We start from the raw sequence: 15,415 nt of genomic DNA on the forward strand, positions 1-15,415 counted from the left end.
GGAGGAGAGCGACGTATGGTCGACGGTTCGATGATCCAGTGCGTATGGCGGGGCAGGGCGCAACTGGGCGAAGGCCCGCTCTGGTGTGCCGAGCGGGGGGAAGCCGGTCAACTGCTGTTCGTCGACATTCTGGGACGCACCCTGCATGTACACGATTTCGCCAGCGGCAGGACCCGCAGCTGGCCGCTGGATGAGGCGTGCTGCTGGCTGGCACCGCGGGCCGACGGTGACGGCTTCATTGCCGGGCTCGCCTCACGGCTGGTGCACCTGCGTCTCGACGAGAATGGGCCGCGTATCGTCGACGCCTGGGCCACGCCCGAAGAGCCGGCGGGCAACCGCTTCAACGACGCGGCGGTGGACGCCCAGGGGCGTCTCTGGTTCGGTTCGATGCGTGAGAACGAGAAAGAGAGTGGCGAGCCGGGCCAAGGAGCCTTCTATCGCCTCGACGCCGCTGGTCTGCGCCGGGTTGACCATGGCTACGGCGTCGCCAATGGCCCCGCCATCAGCCCCGACGGCAGGACGCTCTATCACAGCGACACGGTGGCCGGCATCGTCTACGCCTTCGATCTCTCGCTGGAAGGGGGGCTTTCCGGCAAGCGCGAGCACCTGCGCTTCCATGGTGCCCAAGGCTATCCGGATGGCATGACCTGCGACGTTGAGGGTGGCCTCTGGGTCGCTCATTGGGGCGGCGGGCGAGTCAGCCGCTTCCTGCCTGACGGCACGCTGGACGAGACCCTGATCCTGCCTGCCTCGCGGGTCACATCCTGCGCCTTTGGCGGCCCCGAGCTGGACCAGCTCTATATCACCACCGCGGCCGATGGCCGTGAACAGGAGGCGCTGGCGGGTAGTCTGTTTCGCGTGGCTCCCGGGATTCGGGGTCTCTCATCGCCGATGTTTGCTGCCTAGTCGGGGGCGAGCCAACTCCCCAACGTCCCATCCCCCGGCTCGATGCCCAGCGCGTCGGCCGTATCCTGCAGCACGTCTCGCGCGGCCTGGAAGGCCTCGCGAGGCTTCCGGGCGCGGATTGCCTCCATCACCAGGCGATGACGTTCGAAGCTCGCCTCGGGGTCGGCGGTGCTGTCGTTCGAGGTTTCCACCAGCATGTGAATCGAGGGACGCAGGATATGCGAGAGCTGGGCCCAGACGATGTTGTGGCTGGCCTTGAAGATGGCCACGTGGAAGGCGACGTCATGATCACTGTAGCGCTGCCGCTCCTCGGCACTCTCGGCGTGCAGGTAGCGGTTCATGCCTTCCAGCGCCTCCTCGATGGCGACCAGATCGAGGGCCTTGGCGCGGCGTGCCGCCGTCATCGCCACATAGGGTTCGACGTCCAGGCGGAAGGCCAGTATCTCGCGCTGGATGCGCGGGTTGGGCGAGGCATAGCGGGTCATCCATTCGGTCACTGACGGGTCGAGGATGTTCCACTCCTCATAGTCGCGCACCTTGGAACCGTGGCCGGAGATTCGCGCGATGATGCCGACATCGACCAATTGACGCAGGTCGCTTCTCACCGCCGAGCGGTTGATGGCGAACTGCTGGCAGAGGTCAATCTCCTTGGGGACGAAGTCGCCGGGCTGATAGCGCCCGGAAAAGATGGCTTCGGCGAGATACTCCGCCACGCTGGGCCGGACAGGTTTGGTGGGGCGCTTGGGTGGCGTCGCAGTCATGGCAGCTCATGTCGATGATTTTGCCGCCTAAAGTGTCATATGTTCAACATACTCGCAATACTGCCTAGGTCGCAACGACAGGGCACGAAATGCGCCCTGTCGTTGCGTCGGTTCTCATCGGACGAGGCCTAGGCTTCGTCTGAAAAGTCGGCGAGCGAAGGCCAGACACTTTCCGGACGAAGCCTAGCGGCGATGGGCTCGCCATTGGCGAATGCCAAAGGTCCAGGGCGGCAGCTTGTCGGAGCGGTCGACGCGATTGACCAGCGCCCCCAGTGCCGGTGTGGCGATGGTCACGCTGTCGCCGATATGGTGGGTGAAGCCCTGGCCCTCGCCGTCGCGATCCTGAATCGGCGAGAACATGGTGCCAAGGAACAGCATGAAGCCGTCCGGGTACTGGTGGTGGGCGCCGACGGTTTGGCGTACCAGATCGAGCGGATCGCGGCTGATCTCGCGCATGTCGCTCTCGCCTTCGAGCAGGAAGCCGTCGTCCTTGCCCTCGATGCGCAGCGTCACGTGAGCCTGGCGCACGCTGTCCAGCGTGAAGCGTTCGTCGAACAGACGGATGAACGGGCCGATGGCGCAGGAGGCGTTGTTGTCCTTGGCCTTGCCCAGCAGCAGGGCGCTGCGGCCCTCGATGTCGCGCAGGTTGACGTCGTTGCCCAGTGTGGCGCCCTTGGCGTGTCCCTTGGCATCCACCGCCAGCACGATTTCCGGCTCGGGGTTGTTCCATTCGGAGGCCGGGTGCAGGCCCACGCGGGCACCAAAGCCCACCGACGAGAACGGTTGCGCCTTGGTGAACACCTCGGCGTCGGGGCCGAGCCCCACCTCCATGTACTGGGACCAGGCGCCGCGCGCCTGCAGCGCCGCCTTGAGGGCCATGGCCTCGTCGGAGCCCGGGGCGATGCGCGACAGATCCTGGCCGATCATCTCGTTGAGTTCGCTGCGCAGCTGGCTGGCCTTGGCGGCGTCGCCGCCGGCCTGCTCCTCGATCACCCGCTCCAGCAGGCTCACGGCGAAGGTCACGCCGCAGGCCTTGATCGCCTGCACGTCGCAGGGGGCGAGCAGGTAGGGGGTGATTTGCGGTTCGGCCAGCGAGTTCTGCAGCAGGGCCGTGGCGGGGCCCAGCGATTCGCCTTCGGCACGCCGCACGAAATCGGCGGCATCGTCGCGGTCGAGCAGGTCGGCCATGCAGTCGCACTGGGCGGAAATGTCGATGACCTCCCCTTGGCGCACCACCACCAGTGCCGGCCCCTCATCGCGCCATACGCGCCCCACCAGCAGGGCCTGCTCCACATCCTGGGGAAGATAAGCGTTCGTCTTGTTGTCGTTCACGTCTCATGCCTCGCGTTTGCCATCGACCAACCGTGACACACCCCAGGGGTTGCCGTCACGCAATGCCTCGGGCAGCAGCCCCTGCGGCAGCGCCTGGTAGCACACCGGGCGCAGGAAACGGAAGATCGCCGCGCTGCCCACCGAGGTGGTGCGCGAGTCGGAGGTGGCCGGGAACGGGCCGCCGTGGACCATGGCGTGACACACCTCGACCCCGGTGGGCCAGCCGTTGGCCAGGATCCGGCCCACCTTGCGCTCGAGGATCGGCAGCAGGGCTTTCGCTGCCTCGAGGTCGGCGTCGTCCATCTGCAGGGTGGCGGTGAGCTGGCCTTCGAGCCGGCTGGTCACGCGCTTCACTTCTTCCAGGCCGGCGCACTCGATCACCAGCGAGGTGGCACCGAATACCTCCTCCTGCAGCTCAGGATCGGCCAGGAAATCCTCGGCTGCGGTGGCGTAGAGCCCCGCCTGGCACGGATGGGCGGATTCGCCCACCTGGCCGCGGGCCACTTCCCTGACCTTACCGTTGCCGGAGAGCCGGCCCACGCCCTGCTCGTAGGCCGCGTGGATGCCCGGGGTGAGCATGGTCTGGGCGGCGCTGCTCTTCACGGCATCGCCCGCCGCCTCGACGAAGGCGTCGAGCTCTGGGCCCTTCACCGCAATGACCAGGCCCGGGTTGGTGCAGAATTGCCCGGCGCCCATGTTGAGCGAGGCGACGAAGCCCTCGGCGAGCTGGGCGCCGCGAGCGCGCAGCGCCTCGGGCAGCAGGAATACCGGGTTGATCGAGCTCATCTCGGCGTAGACCGGGATCGGCTGGGGGCGGGCCTGGGCAGTCCTCATCAAGGCCGTACCGCCGCCACGGGAGCCGGTGAAGCCGACGGCTTGTATGCGCGGATCACTGACCAGAGCCTGGCCGATCTCGTTGCCCGAACCGAACAGCAGCGAGAACACGCCTTCCGGCAAGCCACTTCTCTTGATCGCTTTCTGCACGGCACGACCGACCAGCTCGGAGGTGCCGGGGTGGGCGGAGTGGGCCTTGACGATCACCGGGCAGCCGGCAGCCAGTGCCGAGGCGGTATCGCCGCCGGCCACGGAGAAGGCCAGCGGGAAGTTCGAGGCGCCGAACACAGCGACGGGACCGAGCGGGATATGACGCTGGCGCAGGTCGGCGCGGGGCATCGGCTCGCGCTCGGGCAGGGCCGGGTCAATGCGTACGTCGAGCCACTCGCCGGCACGTACCACCGAGGCGAACAGGCGCAGCTGACCGCAGGTACGGCCGCGCTCGCCCTCGAGGCGTGCCCGGGGCAGGCCGGTCTCGGCCATGGCGCGCTCGATCAGTGCGTCACCGATCGCCTCGATCTCGCTGGCGACCGTCTCGAGAAACGCCGCGCGCTCCTCGAGCGTCGTTTCACGGTAGGTGCCGAACGCCGCCTCGGCCAACGCACAGGCGCGCTCGACCTCGGCCTGGGTGCCGCCGGCATAGGTGGGTGCGAGCTGCTCGCCGGTAGCGGGGTTGACGGCATGAATGGGCGTGGAACTGCCGCTGACGGCCTCGCGACCGATCAGCATCTTGCCTTCCAGGGACATGGTGGGCTCCTACGGTTGTTGTCGATGAATGACTCGGACCGACGGGCGCATTTCCAGACGCCCGGGAGTATCCTGCGCGAGGTGCCGACTAAGTTCAATCTCTTAACTTATATGTTGAGTTGGACTTTGGTCGCAGTGTCCTGGCCGGACAAGGTCGACAGGGCACGAAGTTAACCTTGGATGATCCTGGCCGCCGGAGCAAGAAAGGGAGAGCCAGAGCCTGACACTAGGTCAGGTCGCTCGGACCGTGAATGATGCTGGCCAGAACCTGGGCCGCGGCGCCGCGGGCGGCGATGAAGGTGGAGTCCTCGATCACCCGCAGGGGGACCTGCTGGGTCGTGCCCAACAACCTGTTCTGATTGGCCTTGAAGTAGGCGAGGGCGGGAGACAGCAACGCGTCGCCGAGCCGGGTCAGTGAGCCGCCCAGCACGATTTCCGAGGGGTTTTGGGTATGGTGAAGATTGAGCAGCAGAATGCCCAGCGCTTCGCCGGCCCGACGCAGCGTGACCTGCACGTCGGGGTCATTCAGGCGGGGCAGCAGGGTTTCGATGAGGTCCTGCTCTTCGGCGATGCCCAGCGCGGCCCGGATCGACCAGCCGCTGACCAGGGTTTCGGCACAGCCGCGGTTGCCACAATGGCAGTAGAGGCCGCCGGGTTGCAGCACGGTGTGGCCTATCTCTCCGGCCAGGCCCTGAACGCCGCGGGTCACCAGGGGCAAGTGGCTGCCTTCGACCATGCCACTCCCGATCCCGGTGCCGGCGCTGACGTACATCAGCGATTCGGGGATGTTGCCGGTGCGGAAATAGAGCTCACCGAAGGCGGCCGACTTGGCTTCGTTGTCCATCAGCCAGGTGCCTTCCAGGTGCGGCAGGTGAGGGCGCAGCAGGTCGAGAAAGCGAATGTCGCGCCAGCCCAGGTTGGGCGCCAGGCGTAGTACGGATTTGCCCGGTGCGATGGGGCCTGGTAGTGCGACCCCAAGCCCCAGGCAGTGACGACCCTTCACCGAGGCAGTGCGCATCAGCCCGTGCAGCAGCTCCGCGAGTAGTTCGGCGGTGACCTCCGGCGTGGTGGGAACGAGGTGTTCGTGGTGTGACTCGAGCACCTGGCCGGAGAGGGTGCAGGCGACCAGGCGCAGGCCGTGCACGCCCACTTCGGCGCCGAACAGGACATGGTTGTCGTCATTGAGGTGCAGGGCGCGCCCCGGGCGGCCGCCGCTGCTCTTCTGCAGCTCGCCCTCGCGCAGCCAGCCCTGATGCAGCAGCGACTGTACGCCGGCGCCGACGGTGGCCTTGGTGAGTTGGGCCAAGGTGGCGATGTCGGCCCGGGTGAGTCCGGGAGTACGACGTACCAGTTCGAGGATGGCGCTGCGATTGAGCCGTTTGAGGAAGTGTAGGTCGCCCGCTTTGTGCTGGTAGCTGGTTGACATGTGAATGAAGCCCTGCAATTGGCACATCGGGACGCCGCGGAAAGTGAAAGCCGAACGTGTTTCGTCGCGCATCGATGATGCCATTCGATAGGGAGGCGCGCGAGGTTTCCACCAAGACGTTCACGATGCGGATGTCGTCGGTTGGTTGCAAGATTAAACGAATTCCGATTCATCATCTACGCTCCTATCGGCCGAAGCGTGCCCAACAGTAAGACGTAACTGTTCTTTCCCGGTGAATAAAAAGGGTTTAGACCAACGTCTCATTGTCGCTTTGCAAGGTGATGTTCATTCTCCAATTAGTAAATAGAAAAAACTAAGTGGAGAGAGCATGAACAACGACGCGGCGCGTTACCCCAGCCTCGAGCAGCGGGTGGTCTTCATTACTGGCGGCGGTAGCGGCATCGGCGCTGAACTGACCCGATCCTTTCATCGGCAGGGGGCTCGAGTCGCTTTCGTCGACATCGATGATGCCGCCAGCCAGGCGCTGGTGGAACAGCTCAAGGCGGAAACCGATCGGGCGCCGTATTATCGTCACTGCGACATACGTGATGTCGCGGCCCTGCAAACCGCCATCGCTGACGTCGGTCGGGAGTTGGGGCCCATCCATACCCTGGTCAACAACGCTGCCAACGACGATCGCCATACCTGGCAGGAGGTCGACGTTGCCTATTGGGACGAGCGCATGTCGCTCAATCTAAGGCCGATGTTCTTTGCCGCTCAGGCGGCGGCGCACCAGATGATCGAGGCCGGTGGTGGCGCGATCATCAACTTCGGCTCGATCAGCGTGCAGATGGCCATCCCCGAGTTGTCGACCTATGTCACCGCCAAGGCGGCGGTACATGGCCTGACCCGCAGCCTGGCGCGTGACCTGGGGCGCTACGGCATCCGCGTCAACACCCTGGTGCCCGGCTCGATCCTGACCGAGCGTCAGTTGCAGAAGTGGATCGGCCCCGAAGAGGAGGCATCGATCCAGGCCCATCAGTGCCTGAAGCTGCGGCTCGAGCCCAGGCACATCGCCCCCACCGTCCTGTTCCTGGCCAGCGCTGATAGCGCCGCGATAACGGGCCAGGAGATAGCCGTGGATGGCGGCTGGGGCTGATTTTCATTGCAATGATTTTCTCAAAACAAGAGGTGCACCATGCGCTTACAACACAACAAGGAGCACGCCATGCACATGTCAGAACAACGCTTGCCACTGCCGGCGCGCGGCAGGCGCTGGTTGGCCGCGGCGCTTGCCGTTTCTTCCGGGCTCGCGGCGTTCGCTGCGGCAGCCGATACCACCGTGCGGGTACTGCGGGTCGAGATCAGTGACGTCGAGAAGCAGTACTACGCCGATGTCGTCGCCGAGTACGAGGCGCAGAATCCGGGCGTCAACGTAGTCTTCGAATACATCGCCAACGAGGCCTACAAGACGCGCCTGCCCACCCTGCTGCAATCCAATCAGCGCCCCGACATCTTCTACAGTTGGGGCGGTGAGGGGCTGCGCGACCAGGTCGAGGCCGGCTTCGTGCGCGACCTCACCGAAGAGATGCAGGACGGTTGGCAGGATCTCTACCCCGAGTCGGCCGTGCGCGCCTTCACGCTTGACGATCGCGTCTACGGCGCGCCGCTCTACGCTACCGTAGTGGGCTTCTGGGCCAACACCGCTCTGACCGAACAGGCTGGCGTCGACATCGAAGCCATCGAGACCTGGGAGGACTTGCAGGAGGCGGTGACCACCCTGCGCGAAAGCGGCGTCACCCCCGTCGTGGTGGGTGGCCAGGATGGCTGGCCGATGCACTTCTACTGGGGTTACCTGGCCACGCGCCTGGCCGGCGGCGAGGGCATCGAAATGGCCAAGGAGGGCGCGAACGGTGGCTTCGAGGGCGAGCCCTTCGTGCGCGCCGGCGAGCTGTTGCAGGCGTTCGTCGAACTCAATCCCTTCCAGTCGGGCTTCATGGCGACCTCCTACGAGCGCGCCAGTGCCATGTTTGGTGATGGCGAAGCGGCCCTGCACCTGATGGGCGACTGGGATTACATCCCCTCCAAGGAGCGCTCGATGACGGGCGAGGGCGTGCCCGACGAAGATCTCGAGTTCATTCGCTTTCCCCGGGTGGACGATGGTGTGGGCAACGATGACAGCTTTGGCGGCATGAACGGCTTTGCCGTGACCCGTGACGCCTCCGACGAGGCGGTCGACTTCCTGCGCTTCCTGCTCAATGAGGAGAACCAGCGCGAGGCCGCCCGACTCGGCATCTTCGTGCCGGTAGCTCACGGCTCCGAGGAGGAGCTCGACACGCCCTATGCACGCAAGGTGGCGCAGATCCTCAGCGAGTCGAACTTCCATCAGGTGTTTCTCGACCAGGCGCTGGGTACCTCGGTTGGCGCCACGGTCAACGACATCAGCGGCGACCTGGCCCTGGGCGAGATCACGCCCGAGAAGGCGGCCGCCCAGGTCGAAGAGGCCTGGATGTTCCGCTGAGCCGTTCGCTGGAAACATTCACGAATCCTGAGCCTGCCCGGTGCCGCGCTCACGCTGCGCCGGGTCCCGTTCTCCGAAGGGAAACCCTCATGAGTACCCTGACCCGACCTGCCGTGCACAGGAGAAGCAATGCCGATCGCTTCCGGCAGGGGCTGGCCAGCGGCAAGTTCACCGCCGTGCTGATCCTGCTGCCGCCGGCGCTGATCCTGTTCTCGCTGTTCGTCATCCTGCCGCTGGCCGATGCCGCTTACTATAGCGCCTTCTCCTGGAACGGCTATGGCACGCCGACCAACTTCGTCGGCACCCAGAACTACGAGCGGCTGCTCGACCACTCGGTGTTCCATACCGCGCTGTGGAACACTGCCAAGCTGATTCTCGTCTCCCTGGTCGTTCAGATGCCGCTGGCGCTGGGCCTGGCGCTGCTGGTGTATCGCAAGACACCGACCAACACCCTGTTCCGGCTGGTGTTCTTCCTGCCCTACATTCTCGCCGAGGTGGCCGCCGGGCTGATCTGGAGCTTTGTCTTCGATGGCGACTACGGCATCACCGCCTTCATGTTCCAGGCCTTGGGGCAGGAGTCGGTCTATGTGCTGGCCGACCGCCAGTGGGCCTTTCCGGCCATCATGACGGTAATCGTGTGGAAGTACTTCGGCTTCCACATGATGATATACATCGCCGCGCTGCAGAGCGTACCCAAGGACCTGATCGAGGCGGCCAAGCTCGAAGGGGCCAAGCCGCGCCAGGTGGCCCTGTTCGTACAGATTCCGCTGATCAAGCATGCCATCGTGGTGAGCGGCTTCTTCGCCATCATCGGTTCGCTGCAGATCTTCGACATCATCATCCCGATGACCAACGGCGGGCCGTCCAACTCGACCCATACCATCGTCACCTACCTGTACACCTTCGGTTTGTCGCGGCTCAACATCGGCTTCGGTAGCGCCGCCGCCGTGGTGCTGTTCGTGCTCGCCATCGGCATCGCGCTGTTCTACCAGCGCGCCACGGCGAAGGAGGAGCGCCCATGAGCAGTGCGACCTTCCGCAACACGCTGCGCGTGATCGTATTGATCCTGGTGGCCAGCCTGGTCCTCGGCCCGCTGCTGGCCTCCTTCTTCGGTGGCTTCAAGACCAACGCCGAGCTGCGCACCAATCCGTTGTGGCTGCCTGATGCCTGGAATCCGCAGAACTACGTCGCGATCTTCCTCGACGGCAATTTCTGGCGCTACATGGGCAATTCGTTCTTCATCTCGTCGATGACGGTCTTGCTCACTCTGGTAGTGGGCGCGGCGGCGGCCTACGTGTTCTCGCAGATCCGCTTCTTCGGCTCGAGGATGATCCACTCCTACCTACTGCTGGGGCTGATGTTCCCCTTCGCCGCGGCGATCCTGCCGCTGTTCATCAAGGTGCGCGATCTGGGCCTGCTGGATACCTACTGGGCGGTGATCCTGCCGCAGACCGCCTTCGGCCTGTCGCTGGCGATCCTGCTGTTCAAGGCGTTCTTCGATCAGCTGCCCAAGGAACTGTTCGAGGCCGCCTACGTCGATGGCTGCAGCTACCTGCGCTTCTTTTGGTCGTTCACCCTGCCGCTGTCGACGCCGATCCTGGCCACCGTGGGGGTATTCGTTTTCGTGCAGAGCTGGAACAACTTCCTGCTGCCGCTGGTGGTGCTCAACGACCGCGCCATCTACACCTGGCCGCTCGGCATGATGCAGTTCCAGGGCGAGTACCTGACCCAGTGGAACATGATCCTGGCGTTCGTGACGCTGACCATTACGCCGGCGGTGATCTTCTTCCTCGCCGCGCAGAAATACATCGTGGCCGGGCTGACCGGCGGCTCCGTCAAGGGATGACACCGATGGCCGATAACATCCGCAATCCGATTCTCCCCGGCTTCAATCCCGACCCCTCGATCTGCCGGGTCGGCGAGGACTACTATATCGCCACCTCCACCTTCGAGTGGTACCCGGGCGTGCAGATTCACCATTCGCGGGATCTGGCCAACTGGCAGTTGGTCAGCCGTCCGCTGGCCCGGGCCACCCAGCTCGACATGCGCGGCAATCCCGACTCCTGCGGCATCTGGGCGCCTTGCCTGTCCTATGCCGACGGCCTGTTCTGGCTGATCTACACCGACATGAAGCGCTACGAGGGCAACTTCAAGGATGGCCACAACTACCTGGTCACCGCACCCAGCATCGAGGGTCCCTGGAGCGACCCGGTGTATCTCAACGCCAGCGGCTTCGATCCCTCGTTGTTCCACGACGACGATGGCCGCAAGTGGCTGGTCAACCTCAAGTGGGACTATCGCCAGCGCGAGGGCGGCGACCGCTTCGGCGGCATCCTGCTGCAGGAGTACGACGCCGAGCGCCGACGGCTGGTCGGCCCGATACACAACATCTTTGCCGGCACCGGAATGAAGCTCACCGAGGGGCCGCACCTCTATCGCCGTGACGGCTGGTACCACCTGCTGGTGGCCGAAGGCGGCACCGGCTATGACCACGCCGTGACCATGGCTCGCTCGCGCGAGATCGCCGGCCCTTATGAGGTGCACCCGGACAACCCGGTGCTGACCAGCCGCCACGACCCGGACAACCCATTGCAGCGCGCCGGCCACGCCGACCTGGTGGAAGCGCCCGATGGAGAGACTTTCATGGTGCACCTGTGCGGACGGCCGCTGCCCGGCACGCGCCGCTCGCCGCTGGGGCGCGAGACGGCGATCCAGCGTGTCGAGTGGGGCGAGGATGGCTGGTTGCGCCTGGCTCATGGCGGCAATGCTCCGGCGCTCGAGGTCGCCATCTCTGGTGCTAATACCGGCGTGGAGCAGCGTAGGCCGGCGGCCGACGAAACCTATGAATTCAAGCCCGGTGCGTTGCCGGCGGACTTCCAGTGGCTGCGCACACCCGAGCCCGAGCGGCTGTTCTCGCTCGACGCCCGGCCCGGCTACCTGCGCCTGTTCGGCCGCGAGTCGGTCGGCTCCTGGTTCGAGCAGGCGCTGGTGGCACGGCGCCAGGACAGTTGGCACTGCAGCGCCGAGACCGAACTCGAGTACGAGCCCGACGACATCCAGCAGTTTGCCGGGCTGATCGCCTACTACAACCGCTTCAAGTTCCACTATCTCGCGGTGAGCCTGAACGACGCGGGCGACCGGGTGCTCAGCGTGATGAGCTGCCACGACGAATGGCCCAGCGGGCAGCTCGACATCGCCGAGGCTGGCGTGATGCTCGAGGCCGGCCTGCCGGTGCGCCTCGGCCTCGACATTCGCGAGCGCGAGCTGCAGTTCCGCTTCGCCCAGGGCGACGCCGACTGGCAGTCGATCGGCCCGGTGCTGGACGCCGGCCTGCTCTCGGACGAGGGCAGTGGCCGCGCCCACGGCTACTTTACCGGCAACTTCCTGGGCATGGCGGCCCACGACATCAGCGGACGCGCGACACCGGCCGACTTCGCCGGGTTCCGCTACTGTCGCAACGCCCGCTGATCCCGTTTTTGCCCACAACCAAACAAACAGGCACGCTATGGCTGAAGTAACACTGGTCGAAGTCGAAAAGACCTTCCGTGGCAAGACCACGGTAATTCCCAACCTCAACCTGCAAATCGAAGACGGTTCCTTTACGGTGCTGGTGGGGCCCTCCGGCTGTGGCAAGTCGACCCTGCTGCGCATGATCGCTGGTCTCGAGACGGTAACCCGCGGTGCGATTTCCATTGGCGGGCGCGACGTCACCACCGCCGAGCCCAGTGACCGTGATATCGCCATGGTGTTCCAGTCCTATGCGCTCTACCCGCACATGACGGTAGCGCGCAACATCGACTTCGGCATGCGCCTGGCCAAGGTGCCCGCCGAGGAGCGCCGCGCCAAGGTAGCCGAGGCGGCGCGCCTGCTCAACCTGGAAGAGCTGCTCGAGCGTAAGCCGGCCGAGCTCTCCGGTGGACAGCGCCAGCGTGTGGCCATCGGTCGCGCCATCGTGCGCAACCCCGGTGTGTTCCTGTTCGACGAACCGCTCTCCAACCTCGACGCCGCCTTGCGCAACCGCATGCGCGTGGAGCTGGCCGAGCTGCACCAGCGGCTCGATGCCACCATGGTGTACGTCACCCACGACCAAGTCGAGGCGATGACCCTGGCCGACTGCATCGTGGTGATGAACGCCGGCCAGATTGAGCAGGTCGGTACGCCGATGGCGCTCTACCAGCGTCCCGAGACGCTGTTCGTGGCCGGTTTCATCGGCTCGCCGAAGATGAACCTGATCGAAGGCGACGTGGCCAAGGCCTATGGCGCCACCACGCTCGGCATCCGCCCGGAGCACCTCGAGGTGAGCCATGAGGCAGGGGAGTGGCGCACCCAGGTGCGGGTAGTCGAGATGCTCGGTGCCGATGCCTTCGCCTATGTCGACAGCGAGGCCACCGGCCCGCTCACCGTGCGCCTGCCGGGCGATGCTGAGGTGCGCAGCGGCGATGTGCTCCACCTGACGCCGCGTCATGAGCTGCTGCACGCCTTCGGCAACGATGGACGACGCTTGCCGGATGAGGCACTGGCCAAGCCTCAGGCCAGCATGGCCTGAGCCGGGAGCAGCGCGATGACGACGATCACCCTGGATAACGGCAGGTTGCGACTGGTGGTCAACCCGCGGGTCGGTGGCTCCGTGGTGCGCTTCGACAGGTTGACTGCACACGGCCCCGAGCCGTTGATGCGTCCGGGCAGCGAGGCCGAATGCGACCCTAACCGGCTGGCCATGTATCCGTTGGTGCCATGGTCCAACCGTATCGGCGGAGGCGGTTTCAGGTGGCAAGGTCGCCACTACCCGCTTGCGGCCAATCTGGACGGTGAGCCCCTGCCGATTCACGGCGATGGCTGGCAACGGGCCTGGCAGGTGGAAGAGCAGGGCGCTACGTGGCTGCGGCTTGGCCTGCGCTCGGTGCATCAGCCCCCGTTCGACTACCGGGCGGAGCTGACCTATCGCCTGACGGACGACACGCTCGAGGTGTCCCTCGCCGTGACCCACCTGGGAGAGGCGCCGGCTCCCTACGGGCTGGGCTTGCATCCCTGGTTTCCGCGCAGCGCAGGCGTACGGCTCGTCGCCGCCGCCGAAGGCGTGTGGGAGGTCGATGCCGACCAGCTTCCCACCCGCTGGCGGCAGCTCTCCGCCGCAGAGGCGTGGAACTTCTCCCGTGGCGCCACGCTGCCCGATGGCCGGATCGACAACCTTTTCACCGCTTGGAACGGCCGGGCCGAGCTGAGTTGGCCCGAGCGCGGTGTGACGCTAGAGGTGCGTGCCGATACCTCGCGCTACTTGGTTTTCTCACCGGGGGAGCAGGCGGATTTCTTCTGCTTCGAGCCGGTGTCCCATGACGTCGACGCCCACCGCTTCGCCGACTCTTCCTCCCAGGGCCTTGCTTCCGAAGGGGCGGGCCTGGTGACGCTGGGGGAAGGAGAGTGTTGCGAAGTGCGCTGCCGCTTCCGCTGTCACTCCGCTGACTGAACTCACGTTCGATATCCGCTTTGACGACCAAGGAGACAACACGCATCGCTTAGATACTTAGTTCAGACTTATTACCAATAACAAGCAGCGCCATCATTCACAGGAGCAAAACAATGAACACAATAGCGAAAGCGCCAACTCACTCCATCTACTCCTTCTCCCGCCTGGGCCTGATCGGGCTTGGCTGCCTCGCCTTTGCCAGTGCACAGGCGCAGGAGGTGTCGACCTCCGGCATCGACTTCACCGGCTATGCCCGATCCGGCGTCGGCAACACCGCCGGCGGTGGCGACCAGGCCTGTTTTCGGGCCAACGGTGCGGGGGCAAAGTACCGCCTGGGCAACGAGTGCGAGACCTACGCCGAGCTGGGCCTGGGCGCCACGCTGTTCGAAGAGGGCGACAGGTCGTTCTATTTCAACAGCATGGTGGGCTATTTCTCGAATCAGCTGAACGATTCCGAGGACACCGAGGTCTCCCTCCGGCAGTTGTACGTGCAGGGCAACAACGTGGTCGACGCCCTGCCCGGCGCCACCCTGTGGGCGGGCAAGCGCTTCTACCGCCGCCACGACGTACACATCAACGACTTCTTCTACTGGGACTCCACCGGCCCTGGCGGTGGTATCGAGAACATCGACGTGGGCACCGGCAGGCTGCACCTGGCGTGGATGCGCGCCACGGGCACCGACGATACCGAATACCCCGATGCCGACAACCGCATCTCCAACGACACCCTGGACATTCGCTGGTCGGACATCTCCGTCAATCCCGGCGGCTCCCTGGTGCTGGGCTACAACTACGGTCGTGCCCAGTTGAGCGAAGCCCAGGAGGCCTACTACCAGGGCAGCGAGGCCAAGCGGGGCCACATGGTGACCCTGCAGCATCAACAGGACAACTGGTTCGGTGGCACCAACAAGCTGGCGCTGCAGTATGCCACCGACGGCATCATCAACGCCGGCACCGGCCAGGGGCGCATGAATGCCGGGGTTTCCCCGGACGTGCCCGGCGGCGAGATGTGGCGCGTGATCAATCACGGCAACGTGTGGCTCGCGCCCGACAGGCTCGATCTCCTCTATGCGGCCATCTATGAAGCAAAGCGCTTCGACGACGACTCCGGGGCCACCTGGATGTCGCTCGGCGTGCGTCCGACCTACTACTGGACGAACCACCTGAGCACGGCACTGGAGCTCAGCCATGACTACGTCGATCCCGAGAACGGCGACCCCAGCCGTCGCCTGACCAAGGCCACCCTGGCGCAGCAGTGGTCGGCAGGCGTGGGTGGCTTCGCCCGACCTGTCATTCGTGCCTTCGTTACCTATGCGGACTGGAATGGCGATGCCTTCCAGGCGAATCGCACCAGCCGCTCCATCGATGCGGGCGCGGCGGGCGATGCCATCAACATCGATGACAGCGACGGTGTGACCTTCGGCCTGCAGATGGACGTGTGGTGGTAACGCGCTCTCGGGCCCCTTCATCGCGGGGTTTCTTCC

At 65.2% G+C, this 15,415-nt stretch carries 13 protein-coding genes; 9 read left to right on the top strand and 4 right to left on the bottom strand.

Translation table 11 applies throughout. The annotated features are described in order from the left end of the window. Nucleotides 1–15 precede the first annotated feature (15 nt). Entirely contained in the window at nucleotides 16–906 is an 891-nt protein-coding gene (locus tag HOP51_RS04570; RefSeq protein ID WP_234272781.1) for an SMP-30/gluconolactonase/LRE family protein, read from the top strand. Here the strand turns inward: HOP51_RS04570 and HOP51_RS04575 are convergent. The 4 genes from HOP51_RS04575 to HOP51_RS04590 all read right to left on the bottom strand — a co-directional run bounded on the left by HOP51_RS04575 (nucleotide 903) and on the right by HOP51_RS04590 (nucleotide 6,006). Then, nucleotides 903–1,667 (bottom strand): FadR/GntR family transcriptional regulator, encoded by a 765-nt coding sequence (locus HOP51_RS04575; RefSeq protein ID WP_234272782.1) that lies wholly within the window; start codon nucleotides 1,665–1,667, stop codon nucleotides 903–905. The genes HOP51_RS04570 and HOP51_RS04575 overlap by 4 nt on opposite strands. A gap of 183 nt (nucleotides 1,668–1,850) precedes the next feature. Then, complete coding sequence (locus tag HOP51_RS04580) at nucleotides 1,851–2,999, bottom strand: fumarylacetoacetate hydrolase family protein (RefSeq protein ID WP_234272783.1); 1,149 nt, start codon at nucleotides 2,997–2,999, stop codon at nucleotides 1,851–1,853. A gap of 3 nt (nucleotides 3,000–3,002) precedes the next feature. Next, complete coding sequence (locus HOP51_RS04585) at nucleotides 3,003–4,580, bottom strand: aldehyde dehydrogenase (NADP(+)) (protein WP_234272784.1); 1,578 nt, start codon at nucleotides 4,578–4,580, stop codon at nucleotides 3,003–3,005. Between the two features lie 226 nt (nucleotides 4,581–4,806). Next, nucleotides 4,807–6,006: an ROK family protein gene (locus HOP51_RS04590; protein WP_234272785.1), complete on the bottom strand. Its 1,200-nt coding sequence runs from the start codon at nucleotides 6,004–6,006 to the stop codon at nucleotides 4,807–4,809. 328 nt (nucleotides 6,007–6,334) lie between these two features. Here HOP51_RS04590 and HOP51_RS04595 point away from each other — a divergent pair, with 328 nt between their 5' ends. The 8 genes from HOP51_RS04595 to lamB all read left to right on the top strand — a co-directional run bounded on the left by HOP51_RS04595 (nucleotide 6,335) and on the right by lamB (nucleotide 15,379). Continuing rightward, entirely contained in the window at nucleotides 6,335–7,105 is a 771-nt protein-coding gene (locus HOP51_RS04595) for an SDR family NAD(P)-dependent oxidoreductase (protein WP_234272786.1), read from the top strand. Between the two features lie 75 nt (nucleotides 7,106–7,180). Further along, nucleotides 7,181–8,467, top strand: coding sequence for an ABC transporter substrate-binding protein (locus tag HOP51_RS04600; RefSeq protein ID WP_234272787.1), 1,287 nt, complete (start codon nucleotides 7,181–7,183; stop codon nucleotides 8,465–8,467). An 89-nt stretch (nucleotides 8,468–8,556) separates the two neighbouring features. Next, nucleotides 8,557–9,489, top strand: a complete 933-nt coding sequence (locus HOP51_RS04605; RefSeq protein WP_234272788.1) for a carbohydrate ABC transporter permease — start codon at nucleotides 8,557–8,559, stop codon at nucleotides 9,487–9,489. Beyond that, entirely contained in the window at nucleotides 9,486–10,313 is an 828-nt protein-coding gene (locus HOP51_RS04610; RefSeq protein WP_234272789.1) for a carbohydrate ABC transporter permease, read from the top strand. Before HOP51_RS04605 ends, HOP51_RS04610 begins: the two co-directional genes overlap by 4 nt. Before the next feature lie 5 nt (nucleotides 10,314–10,318). Next, complete coding sequence (locus HOP51_RS04615) at nucleotides 10,319–11,935, top strand: glycoside hydrolase family 43 protein (RefSeq protein WP_234272790.1); 1,617 nt, start codon at nucleotides 10,319–10,321, stop codon at nucleotides 11,933–11,935. 37 nt (nucleotides 11,936–11,972) lie between these two features. After that, a complete protein-coding gene (locus tag HOP51_RS04620) occupies nucleotides 11,973–13,013 on the top strand; it encodes an ABC transporter ATP-binding protein (RefSeq protein WP_234272791.1) in 1,041 nt (346 codons plus the stop codon). 15 nt (nucleotides 13,014–13,028) lie between these two features. Further along, complete coding sequence (locus HOP51_RS04625) at nucleotides 13,029–13,931, top strand: aldose 1-epimerase (RefSeq protein WP_234272792.1); 903 nt, start codon at nucleotides 13,029–13,031, stop codon at nucleotides 13,929–13,931. Nucleotides 13,932–14,044: 113 nt separating this feature from the next. Further along, a complete protein-coding gene (gene lamB / locus HOP51_RS04630; protein WP_234272793.1) occupies nucleotides 14,045–15,379 on the top strand; it encodes a maltoporin in 1,335 nt (444 codons plus the stop codon). The last annotated feature ends 36 nt before the right edge of the window (nucleotides 15,380–15,415 follow it).

This window comes from Billgrantia zhangzhouensis (assembly GCF_021404465.1).
In the GTDB taxonomy this organism is placed as follows: Bacteria; Pseudomonadota; Gammaproteobacteria; order Pseudomonadales; family Halomonadaceae; genus Halomonas; species Halomonas zhangzhouensis.

Coding starts and splice junctions, on each gene's coding strand:
- HOP51_RS04570 (WP_234272781.1), top strand. CDS start 16: ATGGTCGACGGTTCGATGATCCAGTGCGTATGGCGGGGCAGGGCGCAA.
- HOP51_RS04575 (WP_234272782.1), bottom strand. CDS start 1,667: ATGACTGCGACGCCACCCAAGCGCCCCACCAAACCTGTCCGGCCCAGC.
- HOP51_RS04585 (WP_234272784.1), bottom strand. CDS start 4,580: ATGTCCCTGGAAGGCAAGATGCTGATCGGTCGCGAGGCCGTCAGCGGC.
- HOP51_RS04590 (WP_234272785.1), bottom strand. CDS start 6,006: ATGTCAACCAGCTACCAGCACAAAGCGGGCGACCTACACTTCCTCAAA.
- HOP51_RS04595 (WP_234272786.1), top strand. CDS start 6,335: ATGAACAACGACGCGGCGCGTTACCCCAGCCTCGAGCAGCGGGTGGTC.
- HOP51_RS04600 (WP_234272787.1), top strand. CDS start 7,181: ATGTCAGAACAACGCTTGCCACTGCCGGCGCGCGGCAGGCGCTGGTTG.
- HOP51_RS04605 (WP_234272788.1), top strand. CDS start 8,557: ATGAGTACCCTGACCCGACCTGCCGTGCACAGGAGAAGCAATGCCGAT.
- HOP51_RS04610 (WP_234272789.1), top strand. CDS start 9,486: ATGAGCAGTGCGACCTTCCGCAACACGCTGCGCGTGATCGTATTGATC.
- HOP51_RS04615 (WP_234272790.1), top strand. CDS start 10,319: ATGGCCGATAACATCCGCAATCCGATTCTCCCCGGCTTCAATCCCGAC.
- HOP51_RS04620 (WP_234272791.1), top strand. CDS start 11,973: ATGGCTGAAGTAACACTGGTCGAAGTCGAAAAGACCTTCCGTGGCAAG.
- HOP51_RS04625 (WP_234272792.1), top strand. CDS start 13,029: ATGACGACGATCACCCTGGATAACGGCAGGTTGCGACTGGTGGTCAAC.
- lamB (WP_234272793.1), top strand. CDS start 14,045: ATGAACACAATAGCGAAAGCGCCAACTCACTCCATCTACTCCTTCTCC.